This is a genomic window from Corynebacterium tapiri (genome assembly GCF_006334925.1).
Classification (GTDB): domain Bacteria; phylum Actinomycetota; class Actinomycetes; order Mycobacteriales; family Mycobacteriaceae; genus Corynebacterium; species Corynebacterium tapiri.
Window position 1 is genome coordinate 95,797 of record NZ_VDHJ01000005.1, and the last position, 22,248, is coordinate 118,044.

Sequence of the window (22,248 nt, forward strand, 5' to 3'; positions counted from 1 at the left end):
TCACTCTCCTCGGTAGGTGAAAACAGACGTGTCAAAGGCGTTGTAGTCCGCGTAACGCACGAGCTCGTAGAGCCGGGAACGGTGCTGCATCGTGTCCAGCCAGGCTGTCTGGGTGCCGGTGTCACGGATGTCCTTCAGTGCGTCTTCCACGACCCCCATCGCGATGCGCAGGGTGGTCACGGGGTAGATCACGGCGTTGAACCCAATGTCCTCAAGCGTTTGAGCGCTCAGCAGCTCGCTCTTGCCGAACTCCGTCATGTTGGCCAGCAATGGCACATCGACCGCTGCCCGGAAACGCTCAAAGTCTTCTGGGGTACGTAGGGCTTCGGTGAAAATCAGGTCCGCGCCGGCGTCGGCGTAGGCCTTGGCGCGCTCAATGGCGGCGTCGATTCCCTCGGTGGCTGCGGCGTCGGTACGCGCACAGATGACAAACGACGCGTCTCGACGTTCGTTGACAGCCGCAGTGATGCGTCGAACCATCACCTCTGCCGGAACCACCTCCTTGCCATCGAGGTGGCCGCAGCGCTTGGGGTTGACCTGATCCTCCAGGTGGCAGCCGGCGACGCCGGCGTCCTCCAGCTCGGAAATGGTGCGGGCTGCTGACATAGGCTCGCCGAATCCGGTGTCGGCATCGACTAGCACGGGAAGCGAGGTCGCCCGGGCGATCTGACGGCTGCGGCCAGCGACCTCGGTCAGCGTGGTGAGCCCGATGTCGGGCAGCGCGAGGTCATTGGCGAGTACCGCGCCTGAGACGTAGACGCCTTCGAATCCGCCCAGGTCCTCAATCAGCCGGGCGACCAGCGGGGAAAAAGCACCAGGAAGCTTCTGGATCTTGCCAGACGTCAGGCCAGCGCGCAGCGCCTGCCGGCGTTGGGTGGGGGTTTCTTGGGGAGCGTAGAGGCCAGGCATTAGAGCAGTCCTTCCGGGATCTGGGGAGCTTGGGCGAGCACATCCGAGCTGATCTCGATGTTGAGCTGGCTTAAGTCGGTGAGCTCACTGGTGCGTTCGGCAGCGGCCAGGAAGCGGTCCTGTTCCTGCTCGTCGACAACACCCTCGGCAAGCTCGCGGAACTTCGCGATGTAATCGGCTCGCTTGAAGGGGGCAGCACCGAGCGGGTGGGCGTCGGCAATGGCTAGTTCGTCGGCCAGCACCGTTCCGTCGTTAAGCGTGACCACCGCACGGCCGCCAAAGGCCTTCTCCGCGGGGTCGGTGCTGAGGTAACGGCGCGTCCACTCCGGGTCTTCCACGGTCGAGATCTTGTGCCAGAGCTCGACGGTTTCAGGGCGGTGGGCGCGTTCGGGCGCGTAGGAGCGCTCGTGGTGCCAGGTGCCGTCCTCGAGGGCGACGGCGAAGATGTACATGATCGAGTGGTCGAGCGTCTCGCGGGATGCGTCCGGATCCATCTTCTGTGGGTCGTTGGCGCCGGTGCCGATGACGTTGTGGGTGTGGTGGGACGTCTCCAACACGATGGACTCGATCGCAGAAAGATCCTCGATCTGCTGGCGCAGGCGACGAGCCAGGTCGATGATGGCCTGGGCCTGGTACTCCGCGGAGTGTTGCTTAGTAAAGGTGTCCAGGATCGCGCGCTTGGGCTCGCCTTCTGCCGGCAGTGGAATCTTATAGCTGTGCCCAGGGCCTCCCAGCAGCCAGGCGATGACGCCGTCCTCGCCCTCCCAGATGGGAGCCGGTGCGCCCTCGCCACGCATCGCACGATCGACCGCCTCCAAGGCCATCTTCCCTGCAAAGGCCGGCGCAAAGGCCTTCCACGAGGAGATCGCACCCTTGCGGGACTGGCGCGTGGCCGTCGTGGTGTGCAGGGCTTGCCCGACCGCCTGGTAAATGGTGTCGACGTCCAGTCCGAGCAGCGTTCCCACGCCGGCAGCCACGGAAGGACCCAAATGCGCGACGTGGTCGATCTTGTGCTTGTGCAGGCACATCCCGCGAACCAGGTCGACCTGGATCTCATAGCCGGTAGCTAATCCGCGAATGAGATCGCGGCCATTCGCTCCCGTCGCCTGTGCCGCGGCGAGGATCGGCGGAATGTTGTCTCCAGGGTGGGAGTACTCCTCCGCCAGGAACGTGTCGTGAAAATCTAATTCGCGCACGGCGGTGCCGTTGGCCCAGGCAGCCCACTCCGCCGAGACGGTTGTTTCCACACCGAAAACTTTCGCCCCGCCGGCTTTCGGGTGACCCAGGGCCTGCTGGCGCGCCACGGTCACCGGCCGACGGAGCACCGAGGCCGCGGAGACCGCCGCGTTGTCGATGATGCGGTTGATGATCATCTCTTCGGTCTCGGCGGGAACCTCCACCGGGTCCGCGGCCACTCGGGCAATGTGATAGGCCAGGTGCTCCTCGTAGGGGAAGTCTTCTGCCGATCGTCGGGTGCGTACTTCGTGGTCGATCATGGGTTCTCCCTTCTCAGCAAGGCGATGTGGGTTATCCGAGACACTAAAGCCACAAAGTGTGTCGCACATCACTGTAAAACGGGTAAACTTTTGCAAAGAAGAGAGAAACAATAAGCAAATACAGCAAAAAGGTCAGCTCACAGACCCTTTTCTCGAGGAGGAGATGGTGGCACAGCACTTCGCGGGGGGACGCATCCATACGCTTCGGCGCGGGGCTCGCCTCACGCAGGCCGAGATGGCCCGGCGCATCGGCGTCTCGACGAGCTACCTCAACCAGCTAGAAAACGACCAACGCCCGATAAGCGTCTCGGTCCTTCTCGCCCTCACGCAGGCCTTTGATGTGGATGCTGGGTACTTTGCGCCGGAAAGCGACGTCGAAAAGCTCACCGCCCTGCGCGGGATTTTCCCCGATGTCCCCGCGGACCAGCTATCCGACCTCGCCACCCGCTACCCAGATCTCGCGCGCGGCCTATCCACACGTTTCAACCCCGCCGCCAACCCCTATGACACGGTGCGCGACTACTTCTTCTCCACCCGCTCCTACATCCACGATCTGGATGTGGCGGGCGAGGAACTTGCCACCTATCTGGGCCCGATTCACCTGCGGGCCGGTCGCATGGCCGCCGCCCTGGAGAGCGACGCCGGAGTCAACGTCAACTTCCGCGGGGATGCCACCGGCCATCGACGCCGCTACGACCCTCTGACCCGCACCTTAACGCTGCGCACCGGGCTCAACGAAGCCCAGCTGTGTTTTGAGATGGCGCTGCACTACGCCCTGAGTGTCCACCAAGACTTGCTCGACAGCGAGGTCAAGGATCTCGACGCCCCCGACGCACGTGACGTGGCGTTGCTCGGGTTGGCGCAGTACTTCGCCTCGGCGGTCACTCTGCCGTACTCGGCGGTGCTGGAGGTCGCCGAGGACACGCGTTACGACGTCGATCGCATCGCCTCGCACTTCTTGGCGTCCTACGAGTCCACCTGCCACCGACTGTCCAGCCTGCAAAGACCAGGCGCCAAGGGAGTGCCGTTCAACTTCGTGCGCATTGACCGGGCAGGCAACGTATCCAAGCGCCAGAGTGCCCGTGGTGTGAATTTCACCGCCGACTCGGCAACGTGCCCCTTGTGGGTGGTTCACCGCGCGTTCGAGACCCCGGCGCGGCCCACCCGCCAGGTGGCACGCATGCCCGATGGGCGCACCTACCTCTGGGTAGCCCGCTACGTTTCATCTCCGACTCGCGGATTCACCGCTCCCCGCCGGGAATTCGCGGTCGCCCTGGGATGCGAGATCTCCCAAGCCCATCGCCTGGTGTACTCCGACGGGCTCAACCTCTCCCCCGATGCTGCCACCGAGATCGGACCCGGCTGTCGGTTATGCCCGCGCGAGCAGTGCGCGCAGCGGGCATTCCCCCAGGAAGGCCGCCGTGTTGTCGTCGACTTTCACAGCAGCCAGAGAAACTAGTCCAACTCGTCGTGCTTGATCAGGCGACGAGCAGCCTCAGTGATCGACCCGGACAGGGACGGGTACACGGTAAACGTATTCGCCAGGTCGTTGACCGTCAGACCGTTGGCGACCGCGATGGTGATTGGCAGGATCAGCTCGGAAGCGGTCGGAGCAACGACCACACCACCAAGCAGCGCGCCGGAGCGGTCGGAGCAGAACAGTTTGACAAAGCCGTGGCGCAGGGAGCGCATCTTGGCACGCGGGTTGGATGCCAGCGGCAGCGTGATCACGCGCGCATCCATACCCCGCTCCTCCAGCTGCTTCTCAGTCCAGCCCACCGCGGCGATCTCGGGACGGGTGAACACGGCCTGGGAGACCGTCTTCAGGCGCAGCGGGTTAACACCCTCGCCCAGCACGTGGTTCATAGCGATGCGGCCCTGCATCGCGGCCACCGAAGCTAGGGGCATCAAGTCGGTGCAGTCGCCGGCGGCGTAGATACCGGAAACATTGGTGCGCGACACTCGATCCACGTGGATGTGCCCGGACGGCACGGTCTCCACGCCGACGGTCTCCAGCCCCAACCCCTCAGTGTTGGGGATGGAACCGATGGACATCAGGCAGTGCGAACCAGCAATCTCGCGGCCATCCTGAGTGCGCACGACAACGCCGTCACCCGTGTTGACGACCTCCTCGACGCGCGCGTCCTTTTCCAGGGAAACGCCACGCTCGGCCAGCACGGTCTCCAGGGTGTCGGCGGCATCGGCGTCGTCGTGCGGCAGGATGCGGTCACGCGAGGCGACCATCGTCACCTTCACTCCCAGCTCGGCGAACGCGGAGACGAACTCCGCACCGGTAACGCCGGAACCCACGACGACCAGGTGCTCCGGCAGCTCCTTGAGCCCGTAAATCTGCTGCCAGTCGAGAATTCTCTCCCCGTCCGGCTTCGCTCCGGGCAGCACGCGCGGGTGCGCACCGGTCGCAATGAGCACCATGTCGCACTCGATCTCTTCATGGGAGCCATCAGCGGCATCGACGCTGACCACGTGGACGGCGGAGTGGCGCTCGTCCTGGGTGAAGTAACCGCGTCCGTTGATCACGCGCACGCCAACGCGCTCCATCTGCGCGTGGATGTCGCCCGATTGCTGCTCGGCCAGCTCGGTCACGCGAGCGTTCAGAGCAGTGAGCGACAGGTGGGTCTTGCCGATGCCCTCGTTGAGCCCCATGTCGTCCGCACGGCGCAGGTCGGTCTTGATGTTGGCTGCGGCAATGAACGACTTCGACGGCACACAGTCAAGACGGACCGAGCTTCCTCCCATGCCCTGGTCCTCGACCAGCGTGATGTCGGCTCCCTGGGCAGCGCCAACCAAAGCTGCCTCGTATCCCGCCGGGCCACCGCCAATGATGACGATTCGCCTCTTCATGAAAAGCCCCAACCTCCAAGTAAGTGCGTGAACGTAAAACCGCACGCGACTTTACCTGGTTGTCAGCTTTAAGGCTTCTGGCAGTACTCGTCAACCAAGGAGCCAAACAGATTCACGCCGACCGTAATGGCCCGCTCGTCGACCAGGAGATCACCTTGATGCAGGTCGTGGCGGTCTCCCTCCCCGGACCAGCAGCCCAGGCGGGCCATGCATCCCGGGACCTGTTCGAGGTACCAGGAGAAATCCTCTCCCCCCGAAGACTGGGGTGCCTGCACCACGGACTGGGGATCCACACGGGTTCCGGCTGCAGCGAGCATGGCGGTGGCCACTTCGTCGTTAAGCACTGGCGGGACTCCCCGCGTGTGCGTCAGCGTGTGGCTACACCCGGTGGGGGCCAGCACGTGCTCGGTCAGCTCCCGGATGACCGGCTCGATAGTGCGCCACGTGGTGATGTCTGCCGTGCGCAGTGTTCCCCGCGCCACACCGCTTTCCGGAATCGCGTTGGGAGCATAACCAGACTCGATCTGGCCAAACACCAGCACCGTTCCCGTGCGCGGATCGACGCGGCGGGACAACAGCCCCGGCAACTGGGTCACCAGTGAGCCCAGCGCATAGACCACGTCCGAGCTCAAGTGGGGGCGCGAGGTGTGCCCGCCCGGACCGTGCACGGAAATCTCCAGGATGTCGGTCGCCGACGTGATCGCTCCCGTACGCACGCCCACCCGGCCCACACGCAGCTTGGGCTCGACGTGGATGGCAAAGATGGCGCGCACTCCCTTGAGCGCGCCCCAAGAGATGACGTCGGTGGCTCCCCCGACAATGGTCTCCTCCGCGGGCTGGAAGATAATCCGCACCCCGACGGCGAGCTCAACGTCACTGAGCGCGCAGGCAAGAGCAAGAGCCACCGTGGTGTGCACGTCGTGCCCGCAGGCGTGCGCCACCCCCGGTTCGGTGGAGGTGAATTCCAGGCCAGTCGTCTCGGTCAGCGGCAGAGCATCAATGTCCGCGCGGAACGCGATTCGCTCCCCACCGTCTGGCCCCAGGTCCACCATAAGACCAGTGCCCGGAAAGAGCACCGGCTCCAGGCCATAGGAGCGCAGCACCTCGGCAATGAATTCGGTGGTGCGAAACTCCTGGCCAGATAGCTCCGGGTGGGCGTGAATGTGGCGACGCCACCCGATGACTTCGTCGCGATGAGTGTGCATGAAGGCCCGGACGTGGTCAGTGATGGACATTCCGTGCCTCCCGCTTACTCGTGGTGTACTTCCGAACGAGTCTAGCGAATAGACCAAGCGGTTCACTAATCGAGCGCAAACTCCGGTGTATCGCCTCGTTCCCCCAGCGCGAGGAAGTAGTCGGAGTAGCGAGCTGTGTCCTCCGGGCACGTCGGCCACTGCGCGGAAATCTCGGATTCGTGGGAGACACAGACCGCATCCACGTGCCTATGCGCTCCCGGGAGCAACACAAATGGAGGCACGCTGAGGGCCTTGGCGAGGCGATAAATCGTGGATAAGCGCGGATCCGAGGAGGACCCAGCCGAGGTCTCGTTGCGTTCCAGATTGGAGATCACATTGCGCGACAGCCCGGCCAGTTCAGCCAAGTGTCCCTGGCTCACCCCGCGCGCGGCCCGCAAACTACGCAGCCTTTCCGCCAGGACGTGCCCGTACGAGTTCCAGTGGACTGTCGTTTCCATGCGCCGCGCTCCCCCGTAATCAACAGCGAAAACTAGTCACATAGTGGCCCAGGGGAGAATACTTCGCAATTTGATTGCTTACAGGTCGATGTTGCGCGGACCGTAGAGGCGGTCACCTGCATCGCCCAGGCCCGGGACGATGTAGGCGTTGTCGTTGAGCTCCGGGTCCACGGTGGCCGTTACCAGGCGTACCGGAAGACCGGAATCCGCCAGTGCATCCACGCCCGGCTGCGCCGAGACCACGCAGATGGCGGTGATGTCGGTCGCGCCGCGTTCGGCCAACAGACGAACCGCATGCAAGAGCGAACCGCCCGTGGCCAGCATCGGGTCCACCACAAAAACGGGCTGTCCGGTCAGATCCTCCGGCAACGCCTCCAGGTACGGCACGGGCTCGTGAGTCTCCTCGTCGCGCGCCAGGCCGATGAACCCCACCTGGGCGTCCGGAATCATGGACAGCGCCGGGTCCACCATGCCCAGACCCGCGCGAATCACCGGAACAATAATCGGCGGAGTTTCCAGGCGAGTTCCCTGCGTCGCTGCCACCGGGGTCTGCAGCGAAAACTTTTCGGTGTTCAGTTCACGGGAAGCCTCGTACACGAGCATGGCGCCCAAGTCGTTAAGCGCTGCGCGGAAAGCGGCGTTATCGCTGCGCTCGTCGCGCATGATGGAAAGGCGGGCGGCTGCGAGCGGGTGATCAACGACAGTGATGTGCATACTGGCTAGCTTAGATCCCCGGAGGGAACCTTTGGGGCCCGAGGTCAGTCAAAGAAGATATGGACCTCCTTCACATTGACCCAGACCTCATTCGTCGACACGCCCACGATCTCGCACACGCTGCCGATCACACCGACGTCAGCGCGCGCCTGCTTCCCCCAGCTTCCGCCAGCTGCCCTGCCACCGCCGACTTTCTCAGCGCCTTTAGCCACGCCACGGAGGCTGTCGCGCGCCGATCCACTGGGGTTGCGCATCGCTTATCGACGCTCGCCTCGCATGCACAAACCTTTAGCGACTCCGCGACGCACGCCGACGAGAGCCTCGCACGCTCCTGGGGAGACACGCTATGAAGCACGTTGTCGACGCCCTGCATTCCATCTCTCAGGCAGCGCCGGCCCAACTGCCTGCGTTCCACGTCCCGCCCCTGCCTAACCTGGACGTTCTCACCCCGCTGGCGAAGCAGATGGGGTCAGATCCCACCACTACCCTGGACATGCTCGGGGAACACTCCCGGCAACGCAACGAACTGGAAGCAATCGCTACCGAGGCCCAGCCGCTCATCGAAAATACGATCAGCAAGCTCGTTGGCGAAGCCCTTAACCTGCTCACCCAGGCCCTGCCTCTGCTGCCCGCGTTGGCGATCCCCAACCCAGCCGCTCAAGCCTCCGCCCGAGCAACCCTCGAAGGACACATTGCACGGGCCCTTGCCGCTGCTGCAACACATGTGACGGCCTTGCAGAGTGACCTCGCCAGCCTCACTGAGCGCTCCGAGCAGATTGTCGAATCCCCCGAACCAACAACGAATAGCACTTCCAGCACCCCTGCCCCGCCACCGTCCTCCGGAAACCCCGCGGGCGAAGCCGCCGCACAGGCCGCCTTGAGCCAGGTCGGAGCGCCCTATGCCTGGGGAGGCACCAGCAGCAGCGGATTCGACTGCTCGGGGCTAACCCAGTTCGCCTACCGTCAGGCAGGCATCGAGCTACCCCGCCTGGCAGAAGAACAGACCGTGGGCCGCCAAGTCTCTGCAGAGGAACTACAACCCGGCGATCTCGCCGTCTGGGATGGGCACGTGGCGATGTACGCCGGAGACGGCATGCTTGTCGAGGCTGGTGACCCCGTCCAGACCAACCCGGTGCGCACCTCCAACATGGGAATGGCCTTCAAGGGCTTTTGGCGCCCGACCGGATAGGAGCCGGTAACATCGGCAGCCATGAACAAGCGCGCAATTGTTCCCGTCAAACTCTCGCTCAACCAGGGAGACGTCTACACGCTCTGGGCTCCTCCCTGGCGCGAGAATGGCGCTGAATGGCAGGCCTTCCTTGGCGACGACACCACGATTCTGGGTTTTCACGACCCCGAGGACCTCCTGCTGTACATCGAGACCCACGAGCGTCACGACCTCAGCAGCCACCCCGAGTGGAACCGCTTCCACGCCCAGCCGGCCCACCGCGTCGTTCCCCGCGAGCGGGACCACTACGACCTGGTCACCACTCCGGAAGCACTGGCTGGACGCGCGTCCTACGAAAACGTCTCTCGCGTTGCTGGCGACTTCGAGCTGACCGAAGCTCTCGCAAACGTCGGCGGGGCAGATACCGCCACGATCTTCTTTGCGTCCAACTCGGTCACGCGCGGTGTGCACCGCGGTGCTGACCACTTCGCCGATTCCAAGGATCAGGCGGAGTGGAACGCCATCGGTCATGCCGTGGCCAACAACTGGGCCGCCGTCATGGAATCCATCAACGAGGTCGTGCGCGTACCCGACCTCCAGTTCAGCGAAGAACGCAAGCACGACGCACACGACCGAATCGCTCAGGCCACCGCGCAGGCAGAGGCTGCCCGCGCCGAGGCCGAGGAACGTCGCGCAGCCGAGGCTGAGAACGCTGACCCTTACGACTCCTCGGCCTGGGCGGCAGCGGGTATCGACCCGATCAAGATTTCCCTCCAGGGAAAAACTGTGTACAGCCTGCGCACGTATGTGGATTCCAGCCCCGTGTTCCTGGGCTCGTATGGGGAAATTTTCACCTTCCCCTCGGCGAAGCAACTCGGCCGCTGGATGGTGGAGAACAACGACCATGACCTGGCCCGCGTATCCACCTGGTCGGACCTATCCACGCTGGCCAATGCGGGCGAGCTAGAGGTTCAGGTCCACCCCGACAACGCCTACTCCTTCAACGGGATAGCCGAGGTCATCGCCGCCGGCCCCGAGGCCGTGGACAGCGAGCAGATGAACCGCGCTTACGAGCTCATGGCCGACGCCGCCGACTGGGCGGGCGACGACTCGCTGAACTCCTACCTGCTGGCTAACCCCCGCTTCCAGGACTACTTGAGCTACATGCTCGGTTCCTCGGAGTCCGCCGGCTACGTGCCGAGTCGCCCCTTCGACGACAAGGCGAACTCCTGGCGTGAGCTCGAGGACATGCTGACCAAGCGATTCAGCAAGTTCTAGGACTCGAAGTCCTCGTTAAACAGGGCCGTGAGCTTCTGGTAGGCGGGAATGATCGTCTGTGCCAGCAGGGCCGTGCGTGAGGGAACGGGAATAAACGCGTTTTCCAGCGCGGTCCGGGTCAGCCCGAAGATCTCGTCGTAACCGAAGTCAGCAGTTTCCACCAGGCTCATGAACTCGTCGGTCATGGAGTCCGCTGGGTTAAGCGTGCAGGTGAAACCCATCTCCGGCAGCAGCGTGATCGGGTGCTCGGAGAGCTCCTCGACCTCTTCGCTGGCCACGTCCAACGACGGGGTCATCTCCAGCGCGATCCCGCGATCGCGCACCCACGAGGACACCGGACCCGGGTGCACCCCGTTCTCATCGACAGCAAAGTCCTCGTACACACGGGTTCCGTGCCCGATGCGGGTAGCTCCCAGCTCCAGGGCCTCGTCGATCTCGAGCGGAGTGTTCGCATCCACCGTCACCGGAACGAAAGCCCGGCGCAGCTTCTGAAGTGTTGGCGCATCCGCCGGGCCAGCAAAGCCCACCACTACCCCGCGCGCGTGCGCCGTGATGGTTGCATCCACGATTGCCTCGTCCGCCTGTTTGGCCACCAGAATCAGGCGGGCATCGATGCCGTCGATGCTGCGCACACCTCGCTCAGCTGCGGCAATGGCATCTTCCAGCGATAGCGCGTCGAGAAGCGGATCAAAGCGCAGCTCGGCGTACACCACGTTGTCTTCGGCGAGGCGGGCAACATGATCGCGTGCAGCTACCTCGACGTCGGCCTGCCCACGCGCGCCGTCTACGGTGAGCGTGTCGTGGAGGATGACCTTGGGAAGGGAGGCAACCACCTCGCGGGTCGCGGACTTGTGTGCGGGATCGATTAAGGGCGCTTCGTGCATGCGGGCCATGGTAGCGGGCTAATATCCCTAAGCGTTATGCAATCCTTTTTCATTCGCGCCGGCGCCGCGGCCTGCGCGTTGTCTTTAGCGTGCGCGAGCCCTGTGGTTGCCGAGGAATCTAGCACCCGCTCGATCGCCCCCAACACGGACTCCTGCCCGAACTCGTTGACGCCACCCGAGCCCACCACCACCTCCGAAGCACTCGCTCCCGGGCAGCCGAGCCCCACTCCCCTCCCGGCATCCGATACGACGCACTGCGGAGTAAGTGTCCCCGCCGGAATGGTGGTCCCTCCGGAAGTGCTGGCGTCCGCATTTCTGGTGGTCGACCTTGATACCGGTGACATCGTCGCCATGAAGGACCCGCATGGCCGGTATCGCCCGGCGTCCATCATCAAGGTGCTGCTTGCCCTGGTGGTTATCGAGGAGCTGGATCTCAACAAACCGGTGCAGGTAAGCCACGAGTCCGCCGCGCAGGACGGCTCGGCAGTCGGCATCGGAGAAGGCGGAACCTACACGGTCGAGCAGCTCCTGCATGGACTCCTCTTAGCCAGCGGCAACGACGCCGCCCACGCGCTTGCTCAAGAGCTCGGCGGGGACGAAGCCACTTTGCGCAAGGTGAACGACCTGGCACAGTCGCTCGGCACCACCGACACGCATGTCAGCACCTACTCCGGGCTCGACGCCCCCGGTATGTCCTCCTCCGCCTTCGACCTGGCGCTGATGTATCGCGCCGCCTTTGCCAACCCCACCTTCGCGCGCATCGTGGGCACCGACCACATCGATTTTCCCGGGTACGAGGGGCACCCCGGGTACCAGGTGTGGAACGACAATGGCCTGCTCATGAACGACCCACACGGCATCGGCGGAAAGACCGGCTACACCGACGACGCCCACCACACCTTTGTGGGTGCACTGGATCGCGATGGGCGCCGCCTCATGGCCATCTTGCTGGACACGACAGCTGATTCCACCCGCCCGTGGCAGCAGGCGCAGGCGCTTCTCGACGCCGCTTACCAAGCAAATAGCCACGTAGCCACGCTGGAGAAGCCCGCTCCCCCAGTAGAGGCGCACGAGGAAACCCCGCGCTCGGAGAGCACGGGGTTGATCGCGGTGGTGGGCGTACTTGCTGCCCTGGCTATTTCAGCAGTGTTATTACGGCGGTAGCCACAGCGCCCAGAGCCGCGCCCACTCCGAGCGTCGTCGAGGTGCGTGGCGCGGTGCGCACGCTGTTGCGCACGTGGATCACTGCCGGGTCAGGAGCCTGAGTCGGGGTAGCTTCCAGAGACTCACGCGTCGTGGCCGCGAAGGCAGACAGGTACATGACGACGCGCCAGACCAGGTACATGATCAGCATCAGACCGATGATCGGACCGAAAACGGCGCCGGCGGGATTGCCCAGCAGTGCTCCGAAGATCACCGTGGACAGCTGCTTGATGACCTCGAAGATAATCGCCCCGATCAACGCCGCCTTAAACCCGGAGCGACGCGGCACCTTGGTGCGCGGCAGCGCCATGAGCATCCAGGCAAAAACCAAGAAGTTCGCGAAAACGCCGATCACCAGGCCAAGCACGAAGATGATGGCCCGCAGCCCCGGGAATGACTCAATGCCAAGGAAGTTAAGAATCGGGTCAGTCAGCCCAGAGGTACCAATCGCCGTCACGCCGAAGGCAAACACCAACGCGATAAGAAGTCCGATCAGTGCCACGAGGTCGGCCAGCTTCTTCATCACAAAGTTGCCGCCCTCGGTGGGATCAATGAGCCACATGGCAGAGACACCAGCACGTAGGTTGCCCATCCAGCCCAAGCCGGACCACAGCGCGGTCAACGCACCAATACCTGCCACGGTGCCGCGCTGTTCGATGGCTTGATCGATGATCTGGTTGACCAGGCCGGCAATGTCCTGGGGCAGACCAGACGAGATCTGATTCTGGATATCGGCCAGCATGTCAGGGCGAGCCGCCAGCGCCATGGCCAACACCGCGAAGGTGAGCATGGTCAGCGGGAAGATCGCCATGACCGAGAAGTACGTAATGCCCGCGGAGAACTGGTTGCCGCCCTCGCTGGCAAAACGATCCTGCATGCGCATGATGTGGTCAAAGACCGAAGACTTCTCGCGGGCCTTGTCCAGCGCTCCGGGTTCGTTCGCCCGGGAGCGCTCGATCCCGTAGTGGTCCGTGTATTTCTTACGGGGCTGCGTACTGGTAGCCATTGTCCGTTTCCTCTTTCACCAAACTTTTTTCAGTCAACACCAAGGTAATTGGCGGGCCGGGCTACCGCAGCGGCGCCATGAAGCCGACCTTCTCGTACACCGTATCCAAAAGCGGCTGGGCCACCTCTTGGGCGCGTTGCGCTCCGCGAGCCAGGATGCGCTCGAGCTCGCCGCGGTCGGCCATCAGTTCGTCGTAACGCGCCTTCAAGGGAGTGGTAAACGCCTCGAGAGCATCGGCGGTATCGACCTTGAGCGCTCCGTACCCGGCGCCGTCGTACTGCGCGACGATTTCGTCGATGCTCTTACCGGTCAGGGCCGACTGGATGGCCAGCAGGTTGGACACACCAGGCTTGTTCTCGCGGTCGAATGCGATGACGTTGTCGGTGTCGGTGACCGCGGAGCGGATGCGCTTAGCGGAAACCTTGGGCTCGTCGAGGAGGTTGATCAGGCCCTTCGGATTCGAGCCGGACTTGCTCATCTTGCTGGTGGGGTCCTGGAGGTCGTAGATCTTGGCGGAGCCCTCTGGAATAAAGGGTTCCGGAACCACGAAGGTCTCGCCGAAGCGAGAGTTAAAGCGCTCAGCCAGGTTGCGGGTGAGCTCCAGGTGCTGACGCTGGTCCTCTCCCACCGGCACGTGCTGCGGGCTGTAGAGAAGAATATCCGCGGCCATCAGCACGGGATACGTAAACAGACCCACCGTGGTCCGATCGGTGCCCTGCTTGGCGGACTTGTCCTTGAACTGGGTCATGCGAGAGGCCTCACCGAACCCGGTCAGGCAGCTCAAGATCCAGCTCAGCTCCGCGTGCTGCGGGACGTGGGACTGAACAAACAAGGTGGAGCGATCAGCATCGATTCCCAGCGCGATGAGCTGGGCGGCGCCAGCGATCGTGCGGGCGCGCAGCTCCTCCGGGTTCTGCTCCACCGTGATGGCGTGCAGATCCGGAATGAAATAGAACGCGTCGAAGGAGTCTTGCAGATCGATCCACTGCTTCACTGCCCCGAGGTAATTACCCAGGTGGTAGGAATCCGCGGTGGGCTGAATTCCGGATAGGACTCGACTCTGCGTGTGACTCATGACCCCCGAGTTTAGCGCCGCAGTTAAATCTTCTTGCGGGTGGGAGCGGCGGAATCTAGGAAACCGCCAATTCCGGCCACAACCAGGCTGCCGCCGAGCGCGGTTACCAGTGCGGCCACGATAGCGAGCGGAGTAAACCCCACGCTCGAAATTAGCCACACGCCAGCGGCCAGAATAATCGCACCGAGAATGAGCAAGAGGGCTGCGCGCATACGCTATTCAATCCTTCAGGGGTCTACGAAAAAGAACGGTGCCTCATGGTAGCACTTAGGAATCCTCCCCGACCGTCCACTTCTGCTCCCGGGCGTTCGTGGAAGACGAGAACCGATCCATGAGGGAATAATTCGATGCCTCAATCCGCAACTGGCCAGCACGGCGAGCCGCCGAACGCACGCCCCGGCGCACGAACTGCGCAGAGAGACGAAGTCGCGGATCCACGGGAGTATCCCGCCCCTGGTAGTGAAATTGCGGGAAGTGCTTGTGCGACTTAATCGCTAGCAGGCGAACGCCGAAGGCCACCACCAACGAGATGATGATCACCCAGTGCTCATCCACTCCCGCTTCCAGCAGGATGATGTACAGCGCGGCCGTCAGAATAGACACTGCAGCGTAGATCTCCTGGGAGAACACCAGCGGAACTCGGTCGGACATGATGTCGCGCATCACGCCGCCGGATACCCCGGTAACCGTGGCCGCCACAGAAGCGATGATGAAGCCGTGCCCGAGCTCCAGGGCGGCCTTGGTGCCCAGCACGGAAAACGTGGCCAGACCCACGGCATCGGCCACCAGGAACAGCCGGCGAAAATGCGGCATGAGAAAGGCCATCTGCCACGTCGCCAGCGCCGCCACGACCACGATGACCAGATAAATGGGGTGCTCCACCCAGGTCATCGGGTAGTCGTCGAGAAGCACCACGCGAAGGGTGCCACCTCCCAGCGCGGTGATGGACGCCAGCGCGATTACCCCGAACCAATCCATCTTGAGCCGGCCGGCGGACAGCGCAGCCGTGATGGCCTCGGCGGTGATACCAACGATGTAAGTGACGACGAGGAGTGCTTCGGTGTTCATCTATCCGGAGTAGTCGACAAGCAGGGGGCTGTGGTCAGACCAACGGGTTTCCACGCTCTCGGCGCGGTCTACCCACGAGCGGCGAGCCCGGTTGAGCATCGCCTCGGTGGCTGCTTGGACGTCGATACGCCATCCCGCGTCGTTGTTAAAGGCCTGCCCGCGGAACGTCCACCACGTGTATGCAGCGTTGTCGGGGTCAAGGCGCCGGGCCACGTCGAACCAGCGCGGAGACTGTGCCGCTTGGCGCACGGGGCGGTGGGGATAATCCACGACCCCGAAGAACTCCCCGTGTCCGGCCTTGGTCTGGGCAACGTCATCGGGAAAGCACCCAAAGACGGAGTCCATCCAGGCGCGCTCATCGGGAAGGTGCCCAGACTTCTTGCGATTGCTCTTGGAGTTCTTCAGATCCTGCTCGCGGTGGCAAATGTTCCAGTCGCCCGCCACCACCATGGATGGAAAGTCTTCCGCCCGCTGCTCGAGCACCTCAGAAAACTCATCCAGGAAGGCATACTTCTCATCCTGCTTAGCTGTCCCCGCTGAGCCGGAGGGCAGATACAGGGAGGCCACCCGCACATCCCCGACCGTCGCCTCCAGGTAGCGTCCGGCTGCCTGGAAAGACCCGAATCCGGCCTGGACATTTTCCAGCGGAATGTGGGAAAGGATCCCCACTCCCGCGCGCCCCTTGGCCTCCGCCTCGTGGACGGCTAGGTGCCAGCCGTCTTCCAACGCCGGCGCAAGCGCTGTGCGAGTCTGCTGTTCAGTCGCGCGCACCTCTTGCATGAGCACCACGTCGGCTGGGGTGGTTTCTAACCAGGCCAGCATTCCGGGATTGTTCTCGTTGCGTTGTTTGACCGCTGCGCGGATCCCGTTGACGTTCACGCTGGCAATAATCATGACGGTTAGCCTAGTCGTTGGCGCAGACGGGTCGTGGGCACCCATATGACAATCGCGATTACCGCCAGACAGGCACCGGCGAGGGCCGGAGCGGAGTAGCTGTAGCCAGCCGCGATGACGGCGCCGCCCAATGCCGCGCCCGATGCATTGGCCAGGTTGAGAGCGGAGTGGTTGAGCGAGGCCGCCAGCATCTGAGCATCCCCGGCTACGTCCATCAGGCGCACCTGGAGGGAGGGCACGAGGGTGGAGCCGAAGAATCCGATCACGCCGAAGTTGATGATGCCCAAGACGACGAATTGGCTGGTGAAGTAGTAGCAAACCAGGGCGATCGCAATCATCGAAAGCGAGAACAGAATTCCCAGGTCAAGGTTGCGATCAGCCAACCAGCCGCCCACGAAGTTGCCCACGACCATGCCCCCGCCGTAGGCCATCAGCGGGATCCACATCAGGGCCGGAGGCAGCCCGGCGCGCTCGGTCATCGTCCAGGCGACGTAGGTGTATACCGCGAACATTCCGCCAAAACCGATGGTGCCCAACGCCAGGGTGAGCCAGACCTGAGTGCGCTTGAGCGCCCCGAGCTCGGTGCGCATGCTGGTGGGTTTCATCTCCGACATGTGGGGCATGACAAACCACAACGACACCAGGGTGGCCAGACCGATCGTGGCTACAAGGGCGTAGGCGCTCTGCCATCCGAGTGCGTGCCCCAGGGCCTGGGCCGCGGGCACACCGGCCACAGTGGCTACCGCCAGGCCAAGACCGACATAGGCCACCGCCTGGCCACGCTTTCCGGGAGGCGACATGCTGGCTGCAGCGAGACCCGCGACGGAAAAGTACGCCCCGTGAGGAAGACCGGCCAGGAAGCGTGCCGCCATGAGAGTGCCGTACCCGGCGGCAAAGGTCGCAATGAGGTGGCCAAGAATAAAGGCCACCATGAGAATCAACAGCAGGCGCCGCCGCGGAACACGCCCGGTCGTCGCGGAGATGAGCGGCGCACCGATGACCACGCCCAAGGCATACGCGGAAATGACATGACCGGCCTGATCCTCACTAATTCCAAAGTCCTGGGCGATCAGCGGCAGCAGCCCCATAGAGACAAACTCCGTGGTTCCGATGCCGAATCCCCCCAACGCGAGCGCCAGCATGGCGATGGCACGGCGACGGGAACTGATTTCGGTCTGACGGGGGCGAGGACTTCTTGCAGGAAGCGAGGGCAGGATTTTCACAGTCCAAAACCGTAGTCGAGAAAGGGCGAGGGGTTTTGCTCGCACCCGTACACGTGATTAACTGGGACCACTTTGCAACTAAGGGCAGCCTAACCTACTCAAAGGAGAGTATCGCTGTGACCACCCCCTATCGTCGTATCCTCGCCGCCACCATCGCGGCAAGCGCAGCTCTTACCCTGGCTGCCTGCTCAGGAAACGAACCCGCCACCAACACCTCTGCCCACAACTCTTCTGAGCAGGGAGCTCTGCCCACCACGATCCACCACGCCTTCGGCGAGACCACTATCGAGACCGCCCCGGAGCGCGTCGCTGCGGTCGGCTGGGGCAACAACGAGGTTCCGCTCGCCTTGGGCATCACTCCGGTGGGCATGACCAAGGCCAGCTTCGGCGACGACGACGGCGACGGCATCCTCCCCTGGGCCGAGGACAAGATCGCCGAGCTCGGCGGCGAGACCCCGGTGCTTTTCGACGAAACCGACGGCCTGCCCTTCGAGGCCATCGCGGGCACCAAGCCGGACGTCATCCTGGCCTCCTACTCCGGCATCACCGAAGACGATTACAAGACGCTGTCCAAAATTGCGCCGGTGATCGCCTACCCGGAGAAGCCCTGGTCCACCCCGCTGAATACCAGCATCGAGATGAACTCTGCCGCCCTGGGCAAGGCAGAAGAAGGCAAGAAGCTCACCGAAGACATCCACACCGACGTAGATAACGCCCTGGCCAAGCACCCAGAGCTCAAGGACGCCAACGTTTTGTTCACCTCCTTCGGAGCTACCGCAAACAACTCCACCCTCGGCTTCTACGTCACCGAGGACCCGCGCGCAGGCTTCCTCAAGGACGCCGGAATCGGCGTTCCCAAGGTGGTCGAGGAGGCCTCCAAGGATGCGGATACCTTCTGGGTCGAGCGCTCCACTGAACGCCCGGAGGACTTTGCAGACGTCGACCTGATCGTCAGCTACGGCTCCAACGACCCGGCCGAAAACCAGAAGACCCTCGAGGGCATGCAGGCAGACCCCTTGCTGAGCAAGATCCCTGCCATCCGCGACGGCCACGTGGCGTTCCTGGGTGAGGGCCCGGTCGCAGCCTCCGCCAGCCCCTCGACCCTGGGCACCCCGTGGGGCGTGGACAAGTACTTCTCCATCCTGAGCGAGGCACTGAACAAGTGACGCGCGCAGGATTAGCCGGTGGATTAGTAGTCACACTGCTGGCCTGCACGATCGCCTCGGTGGCCTTGGGAGTTCGCGACATCTCGCTCAGCGACATCCTGGCAGCCCTCGGCGGATCTACAGAGACTGCCTCACAGGCCGCGGCCTATGTGCGCGTTCCGCGCACCGTCCTGGCGGCGCTCGTCGGCGCGTCGTTGGCGATCGCCGGCGCCTGCATGCAGGCGGTCACTCGCAATCCGCTGGCTGATCCTGGCATCTTTGGCGTGCTCTCCGGAGCCGCCCTCGCGGTGGTATCCGTTCTCGCCTTTACCCCGCTGACCCAGCCGTGGGCGCTCATGTCAGCCGCCTGCTTCGGAGCCGGTATGGCCGCGGGGTTCGTTTACGCTCTGGGCCGCGGTGCCGGTGGCCTTCAGCTCGCGCTGGCCGGCGCGGCCACCTCTGCTGCCCTCGGCTCCGTGGTTAGCGCCATCGCTCTCCCCCGCTCGCAAACACTCGACGCTTTCCGCTTCTGGCTCGTCGGCTCCGTCGGCGGGGCGCAATGGAATGTTCTCGCCATTGCCGCTCCCGTCCTGCTTTTCGCCGGCGCGGTGGCCTGGGCGAGCGCACGTGGTCTGAACTCCCTGGCCCTGGGCGATGCCGCGGCCACCGCTCTCGGTGACTCGGCCGCGCGCGTGCGGCTGATCTCCACGCTCGCCGCAGTCGTCCTGTGTGGCGTATCGACGGCCCTCGCCGGCCCGATCGCCTTCGTCGGTCTCGTGGTTCCCCACGTAATCCGGCTGGTCTCCGGGCCGGATCACCGCTGGCTCATCCCGCTTTCCGCGCTTGGGGGTGCCTGCCTGCTCATAGCCGCCGACGTCGTCGGAAGGCTCATCGCCCAGCCGTCCGAGATCGCCGTGGGCGTGATCACCCCGCTGATTGGCGCTCCCACTTTCATCTGGATCGTGCGGTCGAAGAAGGTGCGCGGGCTATGAAAACAACCTTGATCGGAATAGCCGCACTCTTTCTGGCCCTGCTCGGGCTTTGCGTAGGAGAAGTTTTCTACACCCCCACGGAGGTCGCTGCCACGCTGGCTGGTCAGACCGTACCCGGCGCGAGCTTTACCGTGCTCGAGCTGCGCCTGCCGCGAGTTCTCCTGGGCGCCCTCGTCGGCATCGCCTTGGGGGCTGCCGGCTGCACGCTGCAAACCTTATTGCGCAACAAGCTAGCCTCCCCCGACATCATCGGGGTCTCCTCCGCCGCGTCCGTGGCGGGAGTTATGGGCATCGTCCTCCTGGGCCTGACCCCATGGCAGACCTCGGTGCTGTCTTTCTTCGGATCCCTGGCCGTGTGCGCTGGCATGTTTGCGCTAGCCGCCAAGGGTGGCTTCTCCCCGGTGCGCCTGATCCTCATCGGCATCGGAGTCGCCGCGATCTCGCGTGCCGCGGTTACCTACGTGCTCAGCATCGCGGCGGCCCATGACTTGCCTGCAGCAACCCGGTGGCTCAACGGCTCGTTGGGCTCGGCAAACCTGGGCGACAGCCTTCCGGTAGCCATTGCCGTGCTCGTCTGCCTCCCAGTGCTCATCGCGTGCACGCATCACCTGGATTTGTTGCGGTTCGGGGAAACAACCGCAATCTCCCTCGGTTCCCCGGTCAACCTGGTTCGCGTGCTTTCCCTGCTTGCTGCGGTTGCCCTGGTGGCCACCGCCACGGCCGCCTGCGGCCCGGTGGCGTTTGTCGCCTTCCTGGCCGGCCCCATCGCTGCGGGTATCTGTGGCCCTGGGCGCCCCCGCATCCTCGCGGCGGCATTTGTGGGGGCATCCCTTATGCTGCTTGCCGACCTCATCGGCCAGTACGCCCTCCCCTCCCGACTCCCGGTCGGGGTGGTGACCGGCGCCATTGGCGCGCCCTATCTCTTGTACCTACTCGTGCGCCATCGAGGAGAGCTCGTATGACCCATCAGCTCACCACCACCGACCTGACCGTCGGGTACGACGACACCACGGTGATCAACAACCTGTCGACCTCACTCGTTGACGGCGCGGTGACCTCCATCATCGGCCCCAACGGCTGCGGCAAATCAACGCTGTTGCACACGGTTGCGCGCATTCTGCGCCCGCGCTCGGGAGCGGCGCTTCTCGACGCCCGGGATGTCCGCGATTACCCGAGCGCGCAGCTGGCACGAATCCTCGGCCTCATGCCGCAAACGCCCATCGCCCCGGCGGGCATCACGGTTAAGGACCTGGTAGGTCGCGGTCGCGCCCCCTACCAGGGGCTATTCGGTCGCTTCAGCGAGCAGGACCATGCCGCTGTGCGCGACGCCATGGAGGCCACCGACGTCGCCGGTCTCGCCGAACGCCACGTCGACGAGCTCTCCGGAGGTCAGCGCCAGCGCGTCTGGATCGCCATGGCGTTGGCTCAGCAGACCGACATCATCCTGCTCGACGAGCCCACCACTTTCCTGGATGTGACCACGCAGCTCGACATCCTGGAGTTGATGCAGCGCCTCAATCGGGAACGCGGCGTCACCGTCGTTATGGTTCTGCACGACATGAACCTGGCGGCTCGCTTCTCTGATTACTTGCTGGCCATGCGCTCTGGGGAAGTCATCTCCACCGGAACCCCCGCCGAAGTGCTCACGCCGGACACCCTGCGAAGGGTTTTCGACCTAGAGGCGCAGGTCATCCCCGACCCGACCAACGGTCGCCCGCTCGTTGTTCCCATCGCTCGAAAGGGGAAGTAAGTGTCTTTCCAGCCCTTCCGCTGCACGGTCACGGCCAACCGCGTGCTCTCTCCAAGCTTCCAGCGACTCACGCTGGCCGTGAACAATTCGGCAGATTTTGGCCCAGCTCCCAGCGTTAGCGTGCGTGACCTGCGGGTAAAACTCATCATCCCTCCGGCGGACCCCCTAGTCCCCGGGGAGGATTGGTACCGCACGTGGCTTCAGACCGACCCGGCCCGCCGGGGAACCATGCGCACCTATTCGTTGCGCGAGGTGCGCCGAAACCCTGATTCCGTGCAGGTCGACATCGACGTCGTGCGCCACCCGGAAGCCGCTGGCCCCGCCAGTAGTTGGGCAACGCAGGCCTCCCCAGGCGACGAGCTCACCATGATCGCGCCCACGCGGGACGACGCCTCCGAATCCGGCATCGAGTTTCACCCACCCGCGGGCAGCCGAGCGATCCTGCTTGGCGATGAAACCGCGGCTCCAGCCATCGCCCGCTGTCTGGAAGACCTTCCTAGTGGCGTGCACGCCCGCGCGTTCATCGAAGTGCCGGAAGCTAGCGATCAGTTAGATATTCGCGTGCCGGAGGGTTCCACTGTCACGTGGCTGCCCCGAAGCGGCCCGCGTGGCAGAGATCTCCAGGCTGCGCTGGACGAGGTGGTTGATCGGGCGTCGATAAGCGACATAGACGACCCAGAAAGCTTCGGTCCCGAACCGTGGTCCGTACCGACCGATGCCCCCGAGGGAGGGGATTATTTCTGGATCGCGGGAGAATCAAAGGTCGTCGTAGCTTTACGCCGATACCTGGTACGCGAGGCGGGGGTAGAGAAATCCCGCATCGCTTTCATGGGTTATTGGCGCGAAGGCGTGGCGATGCGTTCCTAAACAGGTACGCTCGCTAGAGAA

The 22,248-nt window shown here is 63.9% G+C and carries 23 protein-coding genes; 9 read left to right on the forward strand and 14 right to left on the reverse strand.

Annotation, left to right across the window (positions count from 1 at the left end):
* Entirely contained in the window at positions 1 to 909 is a 909-nt protein-coding gene (gene prpB / locus FHE74_RS04420) for a methylisocitrate lyase (RefSeq protein WP_139465295.1), read from the reverse strand.
* Positions 909 to 2,405 (reverse strand): 2-methylcitrate dehydratase PrpD, encoded by a 1,497-nt coding sequence (prpD, locus tag FHE74_RS04425; protein ID WP_139465296.1) that lies wholly within the window; start codon positions 2,403 to 2,405, stop codon positions 909 to 911. The genes prpB and prpD overlap by 1 nt, the downstream gene beginning before the upstream one ends.
* Positions 2,406 to 2,568: 163 nt before the next feature.
* Between prpD and FHE74_RS04430 the strand changes: the two genes are divergently transcribed.
* Positions 2,569 to 3,864: a short-chain fatty acyl-CoA regulator family protein gene (locus FHE74_RS04430; RefSeq protein WP_342773732.1), complete on the forward strand. Its 1,296-nt coding sequence runs from the start codon at positions 2,569 to 2,571 to the stop codon at positions 3,862 to 3,864.
* Here the strand turns inward: FHE74_RS04430 and FHE74_RS04435 are convergent.
* From FHE74_RS04435 to FHE74_RS10645, 5 genes are all read right to left on the reverse strand, one after another.
* Complete coding sequence (locus tag FHE74_RS04435; RefSeq protein ID WP_139465298.1) at positions 3,861 to 5,267, reverse strand: NAD(P)H-quinone dehydrogenase; 1,407 nt, start codon at positions 5,265 to 5,267, stop codon at positions 3,861 to 3,863. The two genes, FHE74_RS04430 and FHE74_RS04435, sit on opposite strands and share 4 nt — an antisense overlap.
* Before the next feature lie 68 nt (positions 5,268 to 5,335).
* On the reverse strand, positions 5,336 to 6,502 hold the full coding sequence (locus tag FHE74_RS04440) for an amidohydrolase (RefSeq protein WP_139465299.1): 1,167 nt from the start codon (positions 6,500 to 6,502) through the stop codon (positions 5,336 to 5,338).
* A 65-nt stretch (positions 6,503 to 6,567) separates the two neighbouring features.
* Positions 6,568 to 6,960: a helix-turn-helix domain-containing protein gene (locus FHE74_RS04445; RefSeq protein ID WP_139465300.1), complete on the reverse strand. Its 393-nt coding sequence runs from the start codon at positions 6,958 to 6,960 to the stop codon at positions 6,568 to 6,570.
* 78 nt (positions 6,961 to 7,038) lie between these two features.
* The gene (gene upp / locus FHE74_RS04450; RefSeq protein ID WP_139465301.1) at positions 7,039 to 7,674 is read right to left on the reverse strand and encodes a uracil phosphoribosyltransferase; all 636 of its coding nucleotides are present in this window, start codon (positions 7,672 to 7,674) and stop codon (positions 7,039 to 7,041) included.
* Positions 7,675 to 7,718: 44 nt separating this feature from the next.
* Entirely contained in the window at positions 7,719 to 7,886 is a 168-nt protein-coding gene (locus FHE74_RS10645) for a hypothetical protein (protein WP_180339675.1), read from the reverse strand.
* Positions 7,887 to 8,020: 134 nt separating this feature from the next.
* Here FHE74_RS10645 and FHE74_RS04455 point away from each other — a divergent pair, with 134 nt between their 5' ends.
* On the forward strand, positions 8,021 to 8,863 hold the full coding sequence (locus tag FHE74_RS04455; RefSeq protein WP_139465302.1) for a C40 family peptidase: 843 nt from the start codon (positions 8,021 to 8,023) through the stop codon (positions 8,861 to 8,863).
* Between the two features lie 21 nt (positions 8,864 to 8,884).
* Entirely contained in the window at positions 8,885 to 10,120 is a 1,236-nt protein-coding gene (locus FHE74_RS04460) for a hypothetical protein (RefSeq protein WP_139465303.1), read from the forward strand.
* Here FHE74_RS04460 and FHE74_RS04465 read toward each other — a convergent pair.
* Positions 10,117 to 11,004, reverse strand: a complete 888-nt coding sequence (locus FHE74_RS04465; protein ID WP_246049186.1) for an amidohydrolase family protein — start codon at positions 11,002 to 11,004, stop codon at positions 10,117 to 10,119. The genes FHE74_RS04460 and FHE74_RS04465 overlap by 4 nt on opposite strands.
* Before the next feature lie 36 nt (positions 11,005 to 11,040).
* Here FHE74_RS04465 and FHE74_RS04470 point away from each other — a divergent pair, with 36 nt between their 5' ends.
* A complete protein-coding gene (locus FHE74_RS04470) occupies positions 11,041 to 12,168 on the forward strand; it encodes a D-alanyl-D-alanine carboxypeptidase family protein (RefSeq protein ID WP_139465305.1) in 1,128 nt (375 codons plus the stop codon).
* On the opposite strand, the gene FHE74_RS04475 is transcribed toward FHE74_RS04470, so the two are convergent.
* The 6 genes from FHE74_RS04475 to FHE74_RS04500 all read right to left on the reverse strand — a co-directional run bounded on the left by FHE74_RS04475 (position 12,140) and on the right by FHE74_RS04500 (position 17,392).
* Positions 12,140 to 13,213, reverse strand: coding sequence for a YhjD/YihY/BrkB family envelope integrity protein (locus FHE74_RS04475; RefSeq protein ID WP_139465306.1), 1,074 nt, complete (start codon positions 13,211 to 13,213; stop codon positions 12,140 to 12,142). The genes FHE74_RS04470 and FHE74_RS04475 overlap by 29 nt on opposite strands.
* A 61-nt stretch (positions 13,214 to 13,274) precedes the next feature.
* A complete protein-coding gene (gene trpS, locus FHE74_RS04480) occupies positions 13,275 to 14,288 on the reverse strand; it encodes a tryptophan--tRNA ligase (RefSeq protein WP_139465307.1) in 1,014 nt (337 codons plus the stop codon).
* Positions 14,289 to 14,311: 23 nt separating this feature from the next.
* Positions 14,312 to 14,500: a hypothetical protein gene (locus FHE74_RS04485; RefSeq protein ID WP_139465308.1), complete on the reverse strand. Its 189-nt coding sequence runs from the start codon at positions 14,498 to 14,500 to the stop codon at positions 14,312 to 14,314.
* Positions 14,501 to 14,555: 55 nt separating this feature from the next.
* On the reverse strand, positions 14,556 to 15,356 hold the full coding sequence (locus FHE74_RS04490) for a trimeric intracellular cation channel family protein (RefSeq protein ID WP_139465309.1): 801 nt from the start codon (positions 15,354 to 15,356) through the stop codon (positions 14,556 to 14,558).
* Positions 15,357 to 16,250 carry an exodeoxyribonuclease III gene (locus FHE74_RS04495; protein ID WP_139465310.1) on the reverse strand — a complete coding sequence of 298 codons (894 nt, stop codon included), beginning with the start codon at positions 16,248 to 16,250 and terminating at the stop codon, positions 15,357 to 15,359.
* Between the two features lie 5 nt (positions 16,251 to 16,255).
* Positions 16,256 to 17,392: an MFS transporter gene (locus tag FHE74_RS04500; protein ID WP_139465443.1), complete on the reverse strand. Its 1,137-nt coding sequence runs from the start codon at positions 17,390 to 17,392 to the stop codon at positions 16,256 to 16,258.
* Between the two features lie 197 nt (positions 17,393 to 17,589).
* On the opposite strand from FHE74_RS04500, the gene FHE74_RS04505 reads away from it, so the two are divergent.
* The 5 genes from FHE74_RS04505 to FHE74_RS04525 are packed head-to-tail and all read left to right on the forward strand — an operon-like array spanning position 17,590 to position 22,227.
* On the forward strand, positions 17,590 to 18,639 hold the full coding sequence (locus FHE74_RS04505) for an iron-siderophore ABC transporter substrate-binding protein (protein WP_139465311.1): 1,050 nt from the start codon (positions 17,590 to 17,592) through the stop codon (positions 18,637 to 18,639).
* The gene (locus tag FHE74_RS04510; protein WP_139465312.1) at positions 18,636 to 19,610 is read left to right on the forward strand and encodes a FecCD family ABC transporter permease; all 975 of its coding nucleotides are present in this window, start codon (positions 18,636 to 18,638) and stop codon (positions 19,608 to 19,610) included. Before FHE74_RS04505 ends, FHE74_RS04510 begins: the two co-directional genes overlap by 4 nt.
* Positions 19,607 to 20,572 (forward strand): FecCD family ABC transporter permease, encoded by a 966-nt coding sequence (locus FHE74_RS04515; RefSeq protein WP_139465313.1) that lies wholly within the window; start codon positions 19,607 to 19,609, stop codon positions 20,570 to 20,572. Before FHE74_RS04510 ends, FHE74_RS04515 begins: the two co-directional genes overlap by 4 nt.
* Complete coding sequence (locus FHE74_RS04520) at positions 20,569 to 21,360, forward strand: ABC transporter ATP-binding protein (protein ID WP_139465314.1); 792 nt, start codon at positions 20,569 to 20,571, stop codon at positions 21,358 to 21,360. Before FHE74_RS04515 ends, FHE74_RS04520 begins: the two co-directional genes overlap by 4 nt.
* Positions 21,361 to 22,227, forward strand: a complete 867-nt coding sequence (locus FHE74_RS04525; RefSeq protein ID WP_139465315.1) for a siderophore-interacting protein — start codon at positions 21,361 to 21,363, stop codon at positions 22,225 to 22,227.
* Positions 22,228 to 22,248 lie beyond the last annotated feature (21 nt).

Coding starts and splice junctions, on each gene's coding strand:
- prpB (WP_139465295.1), bottom strand. CDS start 909: ATGCCTGGCCTCTACGCTCCCCAAGAAACCCCCACCCAACGCCGGCAG.
- prpD (WP_139465296.1), bottom strand. CDS start 2,405: ATGATCGACCACGAAGTACGCACCCGACGATCGGCAGAAGACTTCCCC.
- FHE74_RS04430 (WP_342773732.1), top strand. CDS start 2,569: ATGGTGGCACAGCACTTCGCGGGGGGACGCATCCATACGCTTCGGCGC.
- FHE74_RS04435 (WP_139465298.1), bottom strand. CDS start 5,267: ATGAAGAGGCGAATCGTCATCATTGGCGGTGGCCCGGCGGGATACGAG.
- FHE74_RS04440 (WP_139465299.1), bottom strand. CDS start 6,502: ATGTCCATCACTGACCACGTCCGGGCCTTCATGCACACTCATCGCGAC.
- FHE74_RS04445 (WP_139465300.1), bottom strand. CDS start 6,960: ATGGAAACGACAGTCCACTGGAACTCGTACGGGCACGTCCTGGCGGAA.
- upp (WP_139465301.1), bottom strand. CDS start 7,674: ATGCACATCACTGTCGTTGATCACCCGCTCGCAGCCGCCCGCCTTTCC.
- FHE74_RS04455 (WP_139465302.1), top strand. CDS start 8,021: ATGAAGCACGTTGTCGACGCCCTGCATTCCATCTCTCAGGCAGCGCCG.
- FHE74_RS04460 (WP_139465303.1), top strand. CDS start 8,885: ATGAACAAGCGCGCAATTGTTCCCGTCAAACTCTCGCTCAACCAGGGA.
- FHE74_RS04465 (WP_246049186.1), bottom strand. CDS start 11,004: ATGCACGAAGCGCCCTTAATCGATCCCGCACACAAGTCCGCGACCCGC.
- FHE74_RS04470 (WP_139465305.1), top strand. CDS start 11,041: ATGCAATCCTTTTTCATTCGCGCCGGCGCCGCGGCCTGCGCGTTGTCT.
- FHE74_RS04475 (WP_139465306.1), bottom strand. CDS start 13,213: ATGGCTACCAGTACGCAGCCCCGTAAGAAATACACGGACCACTACGGG.
- trpS (WP_139465307.1), bottom strand. CDS start 14,288: ATGAGTCACACGCAGAGTCGAGTCCTATCCGGAATTCAGCCCACCGCG.
- FHE74_RS04485 (WP_139465308.1), bottom strand. CDS start 14,500: ATGCGCGCAGCCCTCTTGCTCATTCTCGGTGCGATTATTCTGGCCGCT.
- FHE74_RS04490 (WP_139465309.1), bottom strand. CDS start 15,356: ATGAACACCGAAGCACTCCTCGTCGTCACTTACATCGTTGGTATCACC.
- FHE74_RS04495 (WP_139465310.1), bottom strand. CDS start 16,250: ATGATTATTGCCAGCGTGAACGTCAACGGGATCCGCGCAGCGGTCAAA.
- FHE74_RS04500 (WP_139465443.1), bottom strand. CDS start 17,392: ATGCTGGCGCTCGCGTTGGGGGGATTCGGCATCGGAACCACGGAGTTT.
- FHE74_RS04515 (WP_139465313.1), top strand. CDS start 19,607: ATGAAAACAACCTTGATCGGAATAGCCGCACTCTTTCTGGCCCTGCTC.
- FHE74_RS04520 (WP_139465314.1), top strand. CDS start 20,569: ATGACCCATCAGCTCACCACCACCGACCTGACCGTCGGGTACGACGAC.